The sequence below is a fragment of the Ramlibacter sp. MAHUQ-53 genome, from assembly GCF_052600055.1.
Map to the genome: position 1 here is coordinate 452,662 of NZ_JBQWTS010000001.1, position 16,886 is coordinate 469,547.

15 protein-coding genes are annotated in these 16,886 nt (G+C 74.2%); 8 read left to right on the top strand and 7 right to left on the bottom strand.

Going from position 1 to position 16,886, the window contains the following annotated elements; all coding sequences use genetic code 11:
* Positions 1-29 precede the first annotated feature (29 nt).
* The 8 genes from ACT80S_RS02015 to ACT80S_RS02050 all read left to right on the top strand — a co-directional run bounded on the left by ACT80S_RS02015 (position 30) and on the right by ACT80S_RS02050 (position 10,697).
* Entirely contained in the window at positions 30-887 is an 858-nt protein-coding gene (locus tag ACT80S_RS02015) for an alpha/beta hydrolase (RefSeq protein WP_377411948.1), read from the top strand.
* Positions 888-931: 44 nt separating this feature from the next.
* Positions 932-2,164, top strand: coding sequence for a multidrug effflux MFS transporter (locus tag ACT80S_RS02020; RefSeq protein ID WP_377411950.1), 1,233 nt, complete (start codon positions 932-934; stop codon positions 2,162-2,164).
* On the top strand, positions 2,157-3,173 hold the full coding sequence (miaA, locus tag ACT80S_RS02025; RefSeq protein ID WP_377411953.1) for a tRNA (adenosine(37)-N6)-dimethylallyltransferase MiaA: 1,017 nt from the start codon (positions 2,157-2,159) through the stop codon (positions 3,171-3,173). Before ACT80S_RS02020 ends, miaA begins: the two co-directional genes overlap by 8 nt.
* Positions 3,170-3,832, top strand: coding sequence for an ABC transporter ATP-binding protein (locus tag ACT80S_RS02030; protein ID WP_377411955.1), 663 nt, complete (start codon positions 3,170-3,172; stop codon positions 3,830-3,832). The genes miaA and ACT80S_RS02030 overlap by 4 nt, the downstream gene beginning before the upstream one ends.
* 90 nt (positions 3,833-3,922) lie before the next feature.
* Positions 3,923-4,426 carry a hemerythrin domain-containing protein gene (locus tag ACT80S_RS02035; protein ID WP_377411956.1) on the top strand — a complete coding sequence of 168 codons (504 nt, stop codon included), beginning with the start codon at positions 3,923-3,925 and terminating at the stop codon, positions 4,424-4,426.
* A gap of 45 nt (positions 4,427-4,471) precedes the next feature.
* Positions 4,472-7,147 (top strand): ABC transporter permease, encoded by a 2,676-nt coding sequence (locus ACT80S_RS02040; protein WP_377411958.1) that lies wholly within the window; start codon positions 4,472-4,474, stop codon positions 7,145-7,147.
* Positions 7,147-8,205 (top strand): lipocalin-like domain-containing protein, encoded by a 1,059-nt coding sequence (locus ACT80S_RS02045; protein WP_377411960.1) that lies wholly within the window; start codon positions 7,147-7,149, stop codon positions 8,203-8,205. Before ACT80S_RS02040 ends, ACT80S_RS02045 begins: the two co-directional genes overlap by 1 nt.
* A gap of 59 nt (positions 8,206-8,264) precedes the next feature.
* The gene (locus ACT80S_RS02050; protein WP_377411962.1) at positions 8,265-10,697 is read left to right on the top strand and encodes a hypothetical protein; all 2,433 of its coding nucleotides are present in this window, start codon (positions 8,265-8,267) and stop codon (positions 10,695-10,697) included.
* A 21-nt stretch (positions 10,698-10,718) separates the two neighbouring features.
* Here ACT80S_RS02050 and ACT80S_RS02055 read toward each other — a convergent pair whose 3' ends face one another.
* From ACT80S_RS02055 to ACT80S_RS02085, 7 genes are all read right to left on the bottom strand, one after another.
* On the bottom strand, positions 10,719-11,693 hold the full coding sequence (locus tag ACT80S_RS02055; RefSeq protein WP_377411964.1) for a Bug family tripartite tricarboxylate transporter substrate binding protein: 975 nt from the start codon (positions 11,691-11,693) through the stop codon (positions 10,719-10,721).
* Positions 11,694-11,729: 36 nt separating this feature from the next.
* A complete protein-coding gene (locus ACT80S_RS02060; protein WP_377411966.1) occupies positions 11,730-12,707 on the bottom strand; it encodes a tripartite tricarboxylate transporter substrate binding protein in 978 nt (325 codons plus the stop codon).
* 22 nt (positions 12,708-12,729) lie between these two features.
* Positions 12,730-13,020 (bottom strand): muconolactone Delta-isomerase, encoded by a 291-nt coding sequence (gene catC, locus ACT80S_RS02065; protein ID WP_377411968.1) that lies wholly within the window; start codon positions 13,018-13,020, stop codon positions 12,730-12,732.
* A gap of 24 nt (positions 13,021-13,044) precedes the next feature.
* Positions 13,045-14,226, bottom strand: coding sequence for a muconate cycloisomerase family protein (locus ACT80S_RS02070; RefSeq protein ID WP_377411970.1), 1,182 nt, complete (start codon positions 14,224-14,226; stop codon positions 13,045-13,047).
* A 203-nt stretch (positions 14,227-14,429) separates the two neighbouring features.
* A complete protein-coding gene (locus ACT80S_RS02075) occupies positions 14,430-15,593 on the bottom strand; it encodes a PilT/PilU family type 4a pilus ATPase (protein WP_377411972.1) in 1,164 nt (387 codons plus the stop codon).
* 92 nt (positions 15,594-15,685) lie between these two features.
* Entirely contained in the window at positions 15,686-16,123 is a 438-nt protein-coding gene (locus ACT80S_RS02080) for a universal stress protein (RefSeq protein ID WP_377411974.1), read from the bottom strand.
* Positions 16,124-16,157: 34 nt separating this feature from the next.
* Positions 16,158-16,856: a TerC family protein gene (locus ACT80S_RS02085; protein WP_377411977.1), complete on the bottom strand. Its 699-nt coding sequence runs from the start codon at positions 16,854-16,856 to the stop codon at positions 16,158-16,160.
* Positions 16,857-16,886 lie beyond the last annotated feature (30 nt).

Here is a 16,886-nt window from a genome sequence, read left to right on the forward strand (position 1 = left end):
CCGGCCGCGGCGGCGATCAGCTCCTGATCATGAAACGCTGGCTCCTGCTCGCCGCGCCCCTGCTGGCCGGCGTCCTGTCCTTCGGCTGCGCGACGCTCGACGAGCGCCAGCGCGAATGGATCTTCCAGCCGTCCGACCGCGCCTGGCCCGGCACCGCCCACCTGGCCGAGGGCCTGCAGGATGTCTGGATCGACCTGCCCGGCGCGGACCCGGCGGCCGGTGCGGCCGCCGCGCCGCCGCGCCTGCACGCCCTCTGGCTGGAGGCCGACGCGCCGCGCGAGGGCCGCCCGGTGCTGCTGTACCTGCATGGCGCCCGCTGGAACGTGGTGGGCTCCGCCGCCCGCATCCGCCGGCTGCAGTCCCTGGGCTTCGCGGTGCTGGCCATCGATTACCGCGGCTTCGGCCGCAGCACCGCCGCCCTGCCCTCCGAGGACACCGCCTACGAGGACGCCCGCGCCGCGTGGGACTGGCTGGCCCGCCAGCACCCGGGCCGCCCGCGCTACATCTTCGGCCACTCGCTGGGCGGGGCCATCGCCATCGACCTCGCCGCCCGGGTGGACGACGAGGCCGGCACCATCGTCGAGGGCACCTTCACCTCCATCCCCGACGTGGTGGCCAGCTTCCGCTGGGGCTGGCTGCCGGTGGGGCCGCTGATCACGCAGCGCTTCGAGTCGGCGGCCAAGGTCTCGCGCATCGGCTCGCCGCTGCTGGTGGTGCATGGCAGCGAGGACCGCCTGATCCCCGCCGACCTGGGCCGCCGCCTGTACGAGGCCGCCCCGGGCCGCAAGCGCTTCGTGCTGGTCGAGGGCGGCTCCCACCACAGCACCATGGCCGTGGGCCTGGCGCAGTACCGCGAGGCGCTGGGCGAGCTGTTCAGCCTGCGTTGACCCGGCGCAAGGGCGCCGCCGGGCCTTCTGCTACCCTCGACCGGATGCCCGCCCCCTCCCGCGCCGCCATCGGCGAGACCCACGCCATGACGCCGCACCTGGTGGTGATGCTGGTGTCCATGCTCCTGGGCTCCCAGGCCATCGCCACCGACCTGTACCTGCCCGCCCTGCCGAGCCTGACCGAGGCCTTCGGCGCCGGCGTGGCCCAGGCCCAGCTCACGCTCACCGGCATGCTGCTGGCCTTCGGCCTCTCGCAGCTCGCCTGGGGCCCGCTGTCCGACCGCTTCGGCCGCCGCCCGATCCTGCTGGCGGGCCTGTCCCTCTTCACCCTGGCCTCGGCCGGCTGCGCCCTGGCCGGCTCGATGCAGGCCCTGGTGGGCTGGCGCATCCTCCAGGGCGCGGCGCTGGGCGCCGGCGTGATGGTGGCGCGCGCCATGGTGCGCGACGTGTTCCAGCCGGTGGAGGGCGCGCACATGATGTCCAAGGCCATGACCGGCCTGGGCGCCATCGCCTGCCTCACCGGGCCGGTGGGCGGCCTGCTGGTGGACCTGGCGGGCTGGCGCGCGCTGCTGGGCCTGGTCTCGGCCTTCGGCGCCCTGATCCTGGCGGTGGTCGCCTGGCGCTTCGAGGAGACCCTGGGCCCCGCGAGCCGCGCGCCGCTGCACCCCGCGGCCATCGCGCGCAGCTGGGGCGCGATCCTGCGGCACCGGGGCTTCCAGGCCAACGCGGCCCTCTCGACCGCCACCTTCGCCGCCCTGCTGACGTTCCTCGCCGCCTCGCCCTTCGTGCTGATGAAGGTGCTGGGCCTGTCGCGGCTGCAGTTCGGCCTGTGCATGTTCAGCATGTCCAGCCTCTACATCGCCGGCACCTTCCTGTGCCGGCGGCTGCTCGCGCGCCTCGGGCTGCGGCGCACGGTGGCCATCGGCGGGGCCCTGGCGCTCACCGGCGGCACGGCCATCGGCGTGCTGGCGCTCGCGGGCGTGCAAGGCCTGTGGGCGATCCTCGGGCCGTTCTGGCTGATCGCCCTGTCGCACGGCATCAACCAGCCCTGCGGCCAGAGCGGCTCGGTCGCGCCCTTCCCGCAGTCCGCCGGCGCGGCCTCGGCCCTCAACGGCTTCCTCATGACCTGCGCCGCCTTCGTCACCGGCGGCTGGATCGGCGCGCACCTGGACGGCACGGTCTTCGCCCTCACGAACACCCTGTGGTTCTGGACCGCGGTGGTCGCCGCCGTCGCCTGGACGGGGATGCAGCGCCACGGCGAGGCGCGCCATGCCTGACACGCCCGCCCGCGGCCCGGTGCCCGCCGCCACGCCCGGCCCGCTGCCCGGCGCTGCACCCGGCGCGGCGCCGCCCTTCGTCGCCCTGGCCGGCCCCACCGCCTCGGGCAAGTCGGCGGCGGCCCTGGCGATCGCGCGCATCCGCCCCGTCGAGATCGTGAGCGTCGACTCGGCGCTGGTGTACCGGGGCATGGACATCGGCACCGCCAAGCCCGCGCCCGATGAACTGGCGCAGGCGCCGCACCACCTGGTCGACATCCGCGACCCGGCGCAGGCCTACAGCGCCGCCGAGTTCGCCGCCGACGCGGGCCGCCTCATCGGCGAGATCCACGCGCGTGGCGCGCTGCCGGTGCTGGCCGGCGGCACGATGCTGTACTTCAAGGCCCTGTTCGAGGGCCTGTCCGCCATGCCCGCGGCCGACCCGCAGGTGCGCGCCGCGCTCGACGCGCAGGCCGCGCGCGAGGGCTGGCCGGCGCTGCACGCGCGGCTGGCGCAGGTCGACCCGGCCACCGCCCGGCGCCTCGCGCCGAACGATGCGCAGCGCATCCAGCGGGCGCTGGAGGTGTTCGAGGTCTCGGGCCGGCCCCTGTCCGACTGGCATGCCGGCGAGGCGCCCCGGGGCGGCCTCGCGCCGGCGCTGTTCATCTCGCTGGAGCCGGCCGACCGCGCCTGGCTGCACCAGCGCATCGCCCTGCGCTTCGACCAGATGCTGGAGGCGGGCTTCCTCGACGAGGTGCGCGCCCTGCGCGCGCGCGGCGACCTGCAGCCGGACCTGCCCGCCCTGCGCTGCGTCGGCTACCGCCAGGCCTGGGAGTGGCTGGACGCGCAGGACGCGGGGCGGCCCGTGCCGCTGTCCGTGCTGCGCGAGCGCGGCATCGCCGCCACCCGCCAGCTGGCCAAGCGCCAGCTCACGTGGCTGCGCGGCATGCCGCAGCGGCGCGTGGTCGCCTGCGACGCGCCGGGCGCGCTGGACGAGGTCCTGCGCCTGGCCGGGGGGCTGCCGGCATGACGGCGCCGGTGCTGCAGGTCGAGGGGCTGGCGCGCCGCTACGGCGAGTCGGTGGTGTTCTCCGGGGTGTCACTGCGGGTGCAGCGCGGCGAGTTCGTCGCCATCGTCGGCGAGTCGGGCGTGGGCAAGTCCACCCTGCTCAATTGCCTGGCCGGCCTGGACCATGGCGAGGCCGGCACGGTCACCCTGTGCGGCCACGACCTCGGCCGCGCCGGCGAGGAGCGCGGCGCGCTGCTGCGGCGGCGGCATGTCGGCTTCGTCTTCCAGGCGTTCCACGTGCTGCCCCACCTCGATGTGGCGCAGAACATCGCCCTGCCCCTGATGCTGCTCGGCGAGCCGCCGGCCACCCACGCGCCGCGCGTGCAGGCCATGCTCGAGGCCGTGGGCCTGGCGGGCCTGGGCGGGCGGCTGCCGCAGCAGCTCAGTGGGGGCCAGCTGCAGCGCGTGGCCATCGCGCGGGCCCTGGTGCACCGGCCCGACCTGCTGCTGGCGGACGAGCCCACCGGCAACCTCGACCCGGCCACCGCCGGGCGGATCATGGACCTGCTGGTGGCCCAGACCCGCGAGCACGACGCGGCGCTGGTGCTGGTCACGCACTCCGAAGGCGCGGCCCAGCGGGCGGACCGCGTCCTGCACCTCACGCCCGCGGGCTTCGCCTGAGGGCCTGTCCGACAGCATCGCCCGGCGCGGCCTGACGCCGGGCGGCACGGCGCGGGCTAGGGTGGCGGGCCGTCATCGAGGGAGATGCGCATGCCCACCCGAAGCAGCACCGCCAAGGATGCCTGCGACCTGCTCGACGCCGACCACCGCGCGGTCAGGAAGCTGTTCAAGGAATACGAGGAACTGGCCGGCTCGCGCGCCCGCGGCGCGGCGCAGCGCCGGCTCGGGCTGGCCCGCCAGGTGTGCCGCGAGCTGGTGGTGCATGCGCAGGTCGAGGAGGAGATCTTCTACCCCCGGCTGCGAGCGGTGATCCGCGAGGGCGCACTGCTCGACGAGGCCGAGGTGGAGCACCAGACGATGCGCGACCTGATCGGGCAGCTGCAGGCCATGGACACCGCCGACGATGCCTTCGACGCCCGCGTGAAGGTGCTGGGCGAGTACGTGGAGCACCATGTGAAGGAGGAGCGCTCGGACCTCTTCACCCGGGCCCGCGCCGCCCGCAAGCTGGACCTCGTCGCCCTGCGCGAGGAGATCGCGCAGCGCAAGGAGGCCCTGCTCGCCGAGCGGGAGGAGGCCGAGGCCACGACGGCCTGAGCCCTCAGCCCGCGGCCCCGGCCGGCCCGGCCACAATCGGGGGCGATGCTCGCCCTGCTCCGCACCTACTCCTGGCAGGAACTGCGCCACCACCCCTGGCGCAGCGCCGCCGCCGCCGTGGCCGTGATGCTGGGCGTGGCCCTGGCCTTCGCGGTGCACCTGATCAACGCGTCGGCCCTGAGCGAGTTCTCCAGCGCGGTGCGCTCGGTGAACGGGCAGCCCGACCTCGAGCTGCGCGCGGCGCAGGGCGGCTTCGACGAAGCCCTCTACGCGCGGGTCGCGGCGCACCCGCAGGTCACGCTGGCCAGCCCGGTGCTGGAGCTGGCGACGCTGGCGGCCACGCCTGCCACGCCTGCCACGCCTGCCACGCCTGCCACGCCTGCCACGCCTGCCACGCCTGCCACGCCTGCCACGCCTGCCACGCCTGCAGCGCCTGCAGCGCCTGCCGCACCCGCAGCACCCGCCGCGGAGGCCCCGCCGGCATCGTCCCCCGCGCCGTCGCCCGGCCCGCGCCGGCCGCTGCGCGTGCTGGGCGTGGACGCCCTGGTGCTGCCCACCATCGCCCCGGCCCTGATGCCGGTGCCCGCGCCCGGCGCGGACCGCTTCGCGCTGTTCGCGCCCGCCACCGTCTTCCTCAATGCCGCGGCGCGCCAGATGCTGCCCGGCGAGCGCGTGCAGCTTCAGGTGGGCCTGCGCCTGGTGGACCTGCGCGTGGCCGGCACCGTGGCCGCGGGCGGCGCCCCCCTGGCGGTGATGGACCTCGGCGCCGCGCAGGACCTGTTCGGGCGCGCCGGCCAGCTCACGCGCATCGACCTGCGCCTGGCCCCCGGCACCGCCCGCGACGCCTTCCTGCGCGACCTCGCCCTGCCCGCCGGCGTGGCGGCGGCCGAGCCCGGCGACGCCGCCGAGCGCGTGGGCAACCTCTCGCGCGCCTACCGCGTCAACCTCACCGTGCTGGCCCTGGTGGCGCTGTTCACCGGGGCCTTCCTGGTGTTCTCGGTGCTGTCCCTGAGCGTGGCCCGGCGCACCCAGCAGCTCGCGCTGCTCGGGGTGCTGGGGCTCACCGCGCGCCAGCGCCTGCGGCTGGTGCTGGCCGAATCCATGGCCCTGGGCGTGACCGGCAGCCTCGCCGGCCTGGCCCTGGGCACCGCCCTGGCCTGGCTGGCCCTGCGCGTGCTGGGCGGCGACCTGGGCGGCGGCTACTTCGCCGGCGTCGCCCCGCAGCTGCAATGGAGCACGGCGGCGGCGGCGGTCTACGGCCTGCTCGGCGTGGCCGCGGCCGCCGTCGGCGGCTGGCTGCCCGCGCGGCAGGCCGAGCGCCTGCCCCTGGCGCAGTCGCTCAAGGGCCTGGGCCAGGCCGCCGCGGGGGGCCGGTGCCACCTCGCCAGCCTAGCGCTGCTGGCCCTGGGCGGCGCGCTCGCCCTGCTGCCCCCCGTCGCCGGCATGCCGCTGGCGGCCTACTTCTCGGTGGCGCTGCTGCTGGTGGGCGGCATCACCGCCCTGCCCGGGGCAGTGGGCCTGGCCTACGACGCGCTCGCGCCGCGCCTGGCGCACCGGCTGCTGCCGCTGCTGGCGGTGGAGCGGGCCCGGCGCGTGCGCGAGAGCGCCGCGGTGGCGGTGAGCGGCGTGGTCGCCGCCCTGAGCCTGGCGGTGGCCCTGACGGTGATGGTGGCGAGCTTCCGCGACTCGGTCTCGCGCTGGCTGGACCAGGTGCTGCCGGCCGACCTGTACCTGCGCACCGCCGACGGCGCCGCCGCCGGCGAAGGCGCCTTCCTCGACCCGGCCTTCGTGCGCGACGCCGCGCAGGCGCCCGGCGTGGCCCGCCTCTCGACCCAGCGCCTGCGCACCCTGCTGCTCGACCCGGCCCTGCCCGCGGTGGCCCTGCTGGTGCGCCCGCTCGGCGAGGGCGGCCGCACGCTGCCGCTGCTGGGGGAGGCCCGGCCGGTGCCGCCGGGGCGCATCGGCGTCTACGTCAGCGAGGCGGTCGCCGACCTGCACGGCGCGCGGCCGGGGCAGGACTTCCCGCGCCTGTCCCAGGCCTTCGACGGCCGCCCCGCCTTCTTCGTCGCCGGCCTCTGGCGCGACTACGCGCGCCAGGGCGGCGCCCTGGTGGTGGACCGCGACGACTACCAGCGCCTGACCGGCGACACCGGCGTGAACGACCTGCTGCTGTGGCTCGCGCCCGGCGCCCGACCGGCCGAGGTGCAGGCCGGCCTGCGCGCGCTGGCCGAACGCCGCGGCACGCCCGGCGCGCTGCTGGACTTCGTCACCTCGCAGGACATCCGCGCCACCTCGCTGCGCATCTTCGACCGCAGCTTCGCCGTGACCTACTGGCTGCAGGCGGTGGCCATCGGCATCGGCCTGTTCGGCGTGGCCGCGAGCTTCAGCGCGCAGGTGCTGGCGCGGCGCAAGGAGTTCGGCCTGCTGCAGCACCTGGGCCTCACGCGCCGGCAGGTGCTGGCGGTGGTGGCCGGCGAGGGCGCGGCCTGGACCGCGATCGGCGCGGCCGCCGGCCTGGCCCTCGGGCTGGCGGTGGCGGTGGTGCTGGTGCACGTGGTCAACCCGCAAAGCTTCCACTGGACCATGGACCTGTTCATACCCTGGGCCCGCCTGCTCGCGCTGTGCGTGGCGGTGGTCGCCGCCGGCACGCTCACCGCCTGGCTGGCCGGCCGCGCCGCCGCCGGGCGCGACGCGGTGCTGGCGGTGAAGGAGGACTGGTGATGCGCCGCCGCGCCCTGCTCGCCCTGCTGGCCGCCGCCGGCCTGCCCCTGCCCGTCCCGGCCCTGCCCGCGCGCGCGCTGGTGTTCCCGCGGGACCACGGCGCCCACCCCGGGCTGCGCACCGAGTGGTGGTACATCACCGGCCAGGCCGCCTCGCGCCAGCGGGTCTTCGGCTTCCAGGTGACCTTCTTCCGCACCCGCGTCGACGCCGCGCAGCCGCTGTCCTCCGCCTTCGCCGCGAAGCAGCTGGTGTTCGCCCATGCCGCGGTCACCGACCTGCAGGGCCGCCGCCTGCTGCACGACCAGCGCATCGCCCGCGCCGGCTTCGGCATCGCCCAGGCCGCCGAGGACGACACCCGCCTGAAGCTGCGGGACTGGTCGCTGGCGCGCGCCGCCGACGGCAGCTACGCCGCGCGGCTGCCCGCCGCCGGCTTCGCCATCGACCTGCGCTTCACGCCGACGCAGCCGCTGCTGCTGCAGGGGCGGGCCGGCCTCTCGCGCAAGGGGCCGGAAGAACGCCAGGCGAGCTACTACTACAGCCAGCCCCAGCTGCGCGCGGCCGGCTCGCTGCGGCTGGACGGCGAGGCCTACGCGGTGGAGGGCCGGGCCTGGCTGGACCACGAGTGGAGCGAGGAGATCCTGCACCCGCAGGCCGAGGGCTGGGACTGGATCGGCATGAACCTGGACGACGGCAGCGCCCTCACCGCCTTCCGCCTGCGCCGCGCCGACGGCAGCGCGCTGTGGGACGGCGGCTCCTTCCGCGCCCCGGGCCGCGAGGCCCGCGCCTTCGAGGCCGGCCGCACCCGCTTCACGCCGGTGCGGCACTGGACCAGCCCGCTCTCCGGCGCGCGCTACCCGGTGGAGTGGGCGCTGGAGACGCCGGCCGGCGCCTTCCGCGTACGCGCCCTGCTCGACGAGCAGGAGCTGGACAGCCGGGCCTCCACCGGCGCGATCTACTGGGAGGGGCTGTCGGAGCTGCTCGACGCGAACGGCCGCGCCATCGGCCGCGGCTACCTGGAGATGACGGGCTACGCCAGCCGGTTGCAACTGGGCGGTTGACGGCCCGGACGGTGCCCGTGGCGGGCGTTACGTAGCGGGCTTCGTTCGAAGGAGCCCCGATGAAACCCGCCGCCGGCCCAACCCGCCCCTCCCCTGCCGTCCATCGGCCTGCCTCCCGGCTGGACACGCCGCCGCACCCCGGCGCCGGCGAGCAGGACCCGCCGCAGCGGGACGCCAAGCACGCCGGCGGCTACGCCGCCCTGCGTCCGTGCGAGGCGGCGGGCGGCCTGCCGGTGCGCCAGCGCCAGGCGCGCCACGGGACCGACGGCGCCTCGTCGTCGACGACCACGACCTCGTCGCCCGCCATCCCCGCCCCCGTGCTCCAGGAGGTGGCCAGGGCCCTCGCCGAGCAGGAGGCCCGCAAGCAGTGCGGCCGGATCCTCATCACCTGCGATGCCGAGCTGCACCGGCTGTGCCCCACGCTCAAGCGGCCGCTGGACACGCGCCTCGTCGAAGGGCTGGCCACGCGGGTGGTCGATGCCCTGGCCCGGTCACCGGGGATCAACATCGGCGCGCTGGCCGGCACCCTGGTCAAGCTGCTGGACGGCCCGGCCCTCGGCGTGCCGGCGCTGCGGACGATGGCCAGCACCCTGATGGCCGCGCGCGAGCGCCTGCCGGCCGAGACCTTCCTGAGCGCGATGCTGGCGATGGTCCGCGAACTGGGCGGCCCGGGCCTGTCCGCGGCGCACCGGGACGCGCTGCTGGACACCCTCGTCGAGCACCTCGCCGGCAAGGGCCTGCCGGAGCAGCCGCTGGCCGACGCCTGCGTGGCCGCGCTGACCGACCCCGCGGCCTGGCCCGACGGGCCGCCCGTACCGCTGGCCGTGATCGCCGCCCGCGCCCTGGCGGCCGGCGCGGCCGGCCCGAGCACCGCGCGGGCGGCACTGCTGCAGGCCATGTCGCGCGCCCTCGCCCGCACCCAGGACCACGCCCAGCGCGGCGCCGCCTACCTCGCGCTGGTGCGGCAGGTGCCCGAAATCGACCCGGCGATGCACGTCCACGTCGGCGCCGAATTCCACCTCCACGAGATGGCCCAGGGCGCGGACGGCGCCGCGCGCATCGAGGCCTTCTTCCGCGGGCTCGCGCAGTGGGCCGTCACCACCGATGCCGGCGCCGCCTTCCACCTGATGACGGGCGCCTGCGACGGCCTGTGGCACGACACCGGGTTCTCCCCGGCCCTGTGGCGCGCCGCGCTGCGCGGCGTGCTGTCGGCCGGCGGACCGGGGCACGAGTGGCTGTTCAGCCGGGCCGTCTCGGGCCTGGTCGGCCAGGCGGTGCACCTGCGGCGCCTCGAGCCGGCGCACATCGGGGCGCTGATGGGCCTGCTCGAGCCGATGCCGCTGCAGCAGGCCGGCGACACGCGCGCCAGCACCGTGCTCACGGTCCTGTGCACCTGCCTGAGCCAGGCCAGCTGGCCGGCCGCGGTGACCGAGGCGCTGGTCGACGAGGTGCTCACCCGGGCGCCCCGGTGGCCCACCGCGCGCTGCATCGAGGCCGGCCGCCACCTCGGCGAGTGCCTGGACGAGCTGGACCGCGAGGCCCCGCTGTTCAGCCAAGTCGTCGACCGCATCGCCGACCTGGCGCCCCTGAGCCATGCCGCGCGCCTGCTGGGCGGCTTCGTCCTGGGCCTGTCCCTGGACCCGGGCGAGGAGGACGCCCTGGCCGCCTTCCAGCGGGCGCTGACCCGCCCGGCCCTGCGCGGGACCGGCCGGGCCATCGCCCTGGGGGCCTCGATCGCCGCCGCGCTGCGCGCCTGGCATGACGCCCGGCAGGGCCCCGGCAGCTGGTCGGCTCACCTGCGGGCCCTGCCTGGCGGCCTCGGCGGCGCCATCTCACCGCTGGGCCAGGGCCTGGCGCTGCTGGCGTCGCCGGTGCCGGCCGTGCGTGCGACGAAGCTGCCGCCGGCCGACCAGATGGAGCTGCTCGAGTTCGCCTGGGGCGATCTCGTCCAGCCGGGCAGCGACGCGCTGCACCGGCAGGTGGACCTGCTGGACACGGCGGATTTCGGGGGAGATGACGCGCTGCGCGTCGACATGCTGCTGGCGCTGTTCCAGCACGCCGGGCGCGCCATCGGCGCCAAGACCTTCCTGCTGGCGCGGGACATCGTCATCGGCGCGATCGCCCGCGCGCCCGCCGACCCGGCGCCGTCCCCGGCTCCCGCCGAGGGCAAGGGTCCGCCGGTCCCCCGCGCGGCGCAGGCCCTGAGCCCGCGCGAGTCCCTGTGGAGCCAGCTGGATGCCCTGTACCGCTACTACCTCACGGCCTCGGGACCGCCCTCGTACCTGCTGTCGCCGCAGGTGCCGGAGATGGCGCGGCGGCTGGCCTGGGCCGAGGACCTGCACCGCCGGGCCCCGCCCGACGTGGTGACGCCGGCCGAGCGGGAACTGCTGCGGCAGGTGGCCGCGGACTACGCCCCGCTGCTGGCAGGCGCCACTCCCGCGCCGCCGCCCCCGCCTTCCGGCGGCGATGGCAAGTCGGCCGCCTCCTCCTGACGCGCGGCGAGGCGTCCGGGCTCAGTCGAGCGTGGCGCCCGAGGTCTTCACCCGCTCGCCCTGGACCTTGTAGTCACGGGCCAGGAAGGCGGCGAATTCCGCCGGCGTCGAGCCCACCGCGACATAGGAGTAGGCGTCGATGTTGGCCTTGCGGAACTCCGGCGCGAGCAGGATGCGGCGCGCGTCGGCGGCGACCTTCTCCACCACCGCGGCGGGCGTGCCAGCGGGCGCGACCAGGCCGATGTTGAACACCGCGTCGATCTCCTTCACGCCCGCCTCCTTGAAGGTGGGCACGTCGGGCAGGGCCACGCTGCGCTGGGGCGAGGAGATCGCCAGGGCCTTGAGCTTGCCGGACTTCACGTGCTGCTCGATCACCGAGACGCCGAGCACCGCCGCATCCACCTGGCCGGAGATCACCTCGGGGATCAGGGGCGCCGCGCCCTTGTACGGCACGTGGACCATCTCCAGGCCCTCCTGCCTGGCGAACATCGCCAGCGGCAGGTGGACGATGCCGCCCGCGCCCGAGGAGCCGTAGCTCAGGGGCTTGTCCTTGGACTGGCGGGCCAGCTGCACGAAGTCCTTCAGCGTGTTGGCCTTGGAGGCCTGCGGCACGAAAAACACCATGGGCACGCTGATCAGGCGGGTGACCGGGGTGAAGTCCTTCTGCGCGTCGTACGGCAGCTTGCGGTACAGGTGCGGGTTCATGGTGAGCGCCGCCTCGGTGGCCGCGAACAGCGTGTAGCCGTCGGGCGCGCTCTTGGCCACGAACTCGGCGCCGATGATCTCGTTGGCGCCGGTCTTGTTCAACACCACCACCGGCTGGCCCCAGGCCTTCTGCAACTGCAGGCCCAGCGCGCGCGCCAGGTTGTCCACCGGGCCGCCGGGGGCGTAGGGCACGACGATGGTGACCGGCTTGGCAGGGAACGACTGGGCGAGGGCCGGCTGCATCGCGAGCGCGGCGACCAGGGGGAGTGCGAACTGGAGGAGTTTCTTCATGTTGTTCTTCAGGACTTGCTGGCGGGAGGGTGGAAATCAGTCGGGCTTGATGCCGCGCTGGGCAATCAGCTGGGTCCAGCGCGCGGACTCGCGGGCCAGGTGGGCGGCCAGTTCCTCGGGGGTCGAGCCCACCGGCTCGGCGCCGATGGTCTCGAAGCGGGCCGCCACGTCGGGCTGCTTCATCGCCTCGGTCAGCGCCGCATGCAGGCGGGTGATGACGGGGCGGGGCGTGCCGGCTGGCGCGAACACCGCGAACCAGGGCGAGACGTCATAGCCGGCCACGCCGGCCTCGGCCATCGTGGGCACGCCCGGCAGCGTGCGCGAGCGCCTGGCCGTGGTCACCGCCAGCGCGCGCAGCTTGCCCGACTGCAGGTGCGGCCCCGCCGAAGTGATGCTGTCGAACATGTAGTTCACCTGGCCGCCGAGCAGGTCGGCCACCGCCGGGCCGCTGCCCCTGTACGGGACATGCAGCATCTCGGTCTGCGTCATCGAGGTGAACATCTCGCCGGCCAGGTGGATCGAGGTGCCGTTGCCGGCCGAGGCGTAGGTCAGCGTACCCGGCGCCTTGCGCGCGGCGGCGACGACATCGGCCACGCTCCGGACGTTCGGCTGCGTGGCATTGGTCACCAGCACGTTGGGCACCACGGCCAGCAGGCTGACCGGGGCGAAGTCCTTCACCGGGTCGTAGCCCAGCCTGCCGTACAGCGCCTTGTTGGTCGCCATGCCGATCGAGGTGATCATGATCGTGTAGCCGTCGGCCGGGGCCTTGGCCACGAACTCGGCGCCGATGTTGCCGCCGGCGCCGGCACGGTTCTCGATCACGACCGGCTGCCCCAGCGTCTTGGCGGCTTTCTCGCCCAGGGTGCGGGCGATGGCGTCCATCGCGCCGCCGGGCGGGAACGGCACGACCCAGCGAATGGGCTTGGCGGGCCAGTCGGCGGCGGGGGCCTGGGCCGATGCGGGAACGGTGAAGGCCAGGCCGGCGGCCAGGGCTGCGCAGAGTCTGCGGATCATGTGGTCGTCTCCGGTCGGGGGGTCAGCGGTCGTCGTCGTGGATGGAGGAAGGATGGCGGCACAGCGGCGTCACCTCGATCTCCATGTACGGGAACAGCGGCAGGCTCGAGAGCATCTCGTGCAGCGTGGCGTTGTCGGGCGCGTCGAACACGCTGTAGTTGGCGTACTCGCCGACCACGCGCCACAGGTGGCGCCAGCGGCCCGCGCGCTGCAGCTGCTGCGAATACGCCTTCTCGAGCGCCTTGATCTCGTCGGCCTTCGCCGCAGGCATGTCATGGGGGATGCGCACATCCATCCGGACCAGGAACAGCATGGTTTCTTCTCTCCTCAGGGTGTCTCAGGTCGTGGCCAGCGCGCCGAGGTCCACATGGACCGGCGTGAGGCCCGCGCGGGCGCGGTCGAAGCGCTCGACCTGCGCCAGGTCCACCTCGACGCCGAAGCCGGGGCCGTCGGGCAGCTGCAGCTCGAAGTCGCGGATCGCCATGCGCTCGGTGACGATGTCGTCCACCAGCAGCTGCGGGCCGAACAGCTCGCAGCCATGGTGCTGCGGGCCGAGGGTGGAGAACACGTGGGCCGAAGCGGCACTGCCCACCGAGGTCTCGAGCATGGTGCCGCCGTACCAGCCGATGTCGGCGGCCTGGGCCACCGCCGCGACCTCGCGGGTGCGCAGCAGGCCGCCATGCTTGGCCACCTTCAGCGAGAACACGTGGCTGGCCTGGGCGCGGGCCAGGGCCATCGCGTCCTGCGGGGTGCACACGGTCTCGTCGGCCATGATGCAGGCGCGGTCGCCCAGCGCGGCGCTCAGCGTGCGCAGGGCCTCGACGTTCCACTTCGCCACCGGCTGCTCGATCAGGGTCACGCCGGCATCGACCAGCGCCGGCAGGTGGCGGCGCGCGGTGGCGCCGTCCCAGGCCTGGTTCACGTCCACGGTCAGGGTGGCCCGGCCCTCGAGGCCGCGGGCGATCTGGGTCACGTGGGCCACGTCCTGCTCGGGCGTGCGCGCGCCGATCTTCATCTTGAAGATGCGGTGGCGGCGCTGCTCCAGGCGCAGGTGGGCCTCCTCGAGGTCGCGCCCGATGTCACCGCTGGCCAGGGTCCAGGCCAGCGGCAGGCTCTGGTGGCACTTGCCCCCGAGCAGCTGCCAGGCCGGCAGGCCCAGGCTGCGGGCCACGGCGTCGACGAGCGCCATCTCCACCGCGCTCTTGGCGAAGGCGTTCCCCTTGCAGGCGAGGTCCATGCGGGCCAGCACCGCGCCGAAGCCGGCGCCGTCCTGCCCGAGCAGGGCCGGGGCGAGGTGGGACTGGATGGCGTGCAGGATGCTCTCGGGCGACTCCTCGTTCCACGAGGGACCGCCGATGGTGGCGGCCTCGCCGAAGCCGCAGGCGCCGCCGGCCAGCCACAGCTGCACGATGACCGGGCTCTGGCGGCTGATCGCGCCGAATGACAGCTTGTGCGGTCGGATGGTGGGGATGTCGAGGATGCGCGCCTCGATGCGCTCGATGGGGAAACGACCCGTCATGGCCCTGGCCTGCTCTCAGATTCGTGAAGACGGCACGAGGTTAGGCGGATCGTCCGTTCGACTCCAATGATTTATTTCCCATGAATCATTCGATGAAATCGAACTTGAGGGCGACCGTCCGCTCCCCGGACGTCCGCCAGCTTCCCGCGAGCAAAAAAAAGGGGCGCATCGCGCCCCGGGCCAGACACGGGGCCGCCGGCCCCTCAGACGGTGCCGCGCCCGTACTCCAGCCCGATCGAATCGCCGTCGGGCCGCAGGCCCTGGCTCAGGCGGATGCGCAGCGACAGGTCGGTCTTGGAGTCGGCATGCTCCAGCGCCTGCTCCATGGTGATGGCGCCCGCGCGGAACAGCTCGTAGAGCGACTGGTCGAAGGTGTGCATTCCCACCGGGCCGGACTTGGCGATGGCCGACTTGATCTGGTCGACCTCGCCCTTCTGGATCAACTCCGCGATGTAGGAAGACCAGAGCATCATCTCGCTGGCCAGCACCCGGCCGGGCGCCTTGCCCTCGATCAGGCGCTGCGCGATCACGCCGCGCAGGTTCATCGACAGGTCCATCAGCACCTGGTGCCGCGAGCCCTCGGGGAAGAAATGGATGATGCGCTCGATCGCCTGGTTGGCGTTGTTCGCGTGCAACGTGGACAGGCACAGGTGGCCGGTCTCGGCATAGTGCAGCGCGTGGCGCATGGTCTCCTCGTCGCGGATCTCGCCGATCATGATCACGTCGGGCGCTTGGCGCAGCACGTGGCGCAGGGCCTCGTGGAAGGACCGGGTGTCCAGGCCGACCTCGCGCTGGTCGACGATGCAGCGCTTGTGGCGGTGCACGAATTCGATCGGGTCCTCCACCGTGAGGATGTGGCCCGGCAGCGTCTGGTTGCGGTATTCCAGCATCGCCGCCAGCGTGGTCGACTTGCCGGAGCCGGCCGCCCCCACCACCAGCACCAGGCCGCGCCGCAGCAGCGCGAGCTGCTCGACGGCCTTGGGCAGGCGCAGTTCCTCGAAACCGGGGATGTGGCTCTTGACGTGGCGCACCACGAGGCTGACCTCGCCGCGCTGCACGTAGACGTTGACCCGGAAGCGCCCCAGGCCCATGACCGGCACGCCGAGGTCGCACTCCAGCTCGCGCTCGAACTCACGCCGCTGGGCGTCGCTCATCACGGAGTAGGCGAAGCGCTTGACCGCGCCGGGCTGCAGGGGCGAGCCGCCCAGGGATGCGATGCGCCCGTCGATCTTGATGGTGGGCGGCGCGCCCACGCTGAGGAAAAGGTCCGAGGCCCCGGCCTGCACCATGTAGTGCAGGTACGGGCCAAGGTCATCGGAGACACCAGGTGCTGCCGCCAGTTCGGCGACGCCATTTTGTTGATTCATGGGTTTCCTGCCTGAGCCGGTCGAACCCATTGTAAGCATCAAGGATGACGTGCCGGGCGAGTGGCGGACGGCACTGACGGGTTATCGCGGGCTCAGGAGCCGATCACCTGGAAGCTGCCGGGACGGGTGTCCAGCAGGTGGCGGACCTGGCCGGCCACCGAGCCGAACAGCCGGCCCACCGGGCCGGGGTTGGCATCCTGGCCCATGAGGATGGTGTCGCAGTGGAGCTCGCGGGCCAGGGCCGCGATGGCCTCGGCGCGCCGCCCCACCCGCACGTGCGGGGTGTAGGCCACGCCGGCGGCCTCCAGCAGCGCCCGCGCGCCGGCCATCTCGTTCTGCCCGGTCTCCTCCTGCAGGCCATGCAGTTCGGACTCGGCGAAGAACAGGGCCACATGGCCGGACACCGGCGGCTGCACGCTCGCCAGGTGCACATGGACAGGCTGCAGGCGGCTGCGGGCGATGGCCTCGGCCACGGCGGTCTGGGTGCGCTCGGCGCTCAGGGCATCGATCGGGACGAGCAGGTGCTGCATGGCGGAACCTCCGTTGCGGGTTGGCGGATCTGGCTTATTCGGCGGCGGCCGGTTCGGCGGCGGCGCCGACGGCACGGCTCTCCAGCCACTTGCCCACGGCCACCACCAGCGCCGCGCCCAGGGCGGGAGCGATGGCGTGCAGGGTGTGCTGGCTGGCGGCCCAGCCGGCGATGGCGGGATCGCCCAGGGCCATCTCGCCGGCGACCCAGCCCAGCAGGCCGGCGCCGATGGTGATGATCACCGGGAAGCGGCCCATCAGCTTCAGGATCAGGGTCGAGCCGTAGATGATCAGCGGGATGCTGATGGCGAGGCCGACGACCAGCAGGACCACGTTGCCCTTGGCGGCGGCGGCCACGCCGATCACGTTGTCCAGGCTCATCACCAGGTCGGCGATGATGATGGTCTTGATCGCGGCGGCCAGGCCGGAGTGGCTCTCCATCTCCTCTTCATCGTCCTCGCCCTTGAGCAGGCCGATGCCGATCCAGACCAGGGCGACGGCGCCCACCAGCTTCAGGTAGGGCATCTCCAGCAGGTAGACCGCGAAGAAGGTCAGCACGATGCGCAGCACGATGGCGCCGACCGAGCCGGCGATGATGGCGCGTTTTTGCTGCACGGGCGGCAGCGAGCGGCAGGCCAGCGCGATGACGACGGCGTTGTCGCCGGACAGCACGATGTTGATCAGGATGATCTGGGTCAGGGCGATCCAGAACTCGGGGCTGGAAAACATTTCCATCGGAATCCTCGGGGGTTGGGTCGCCCGCGG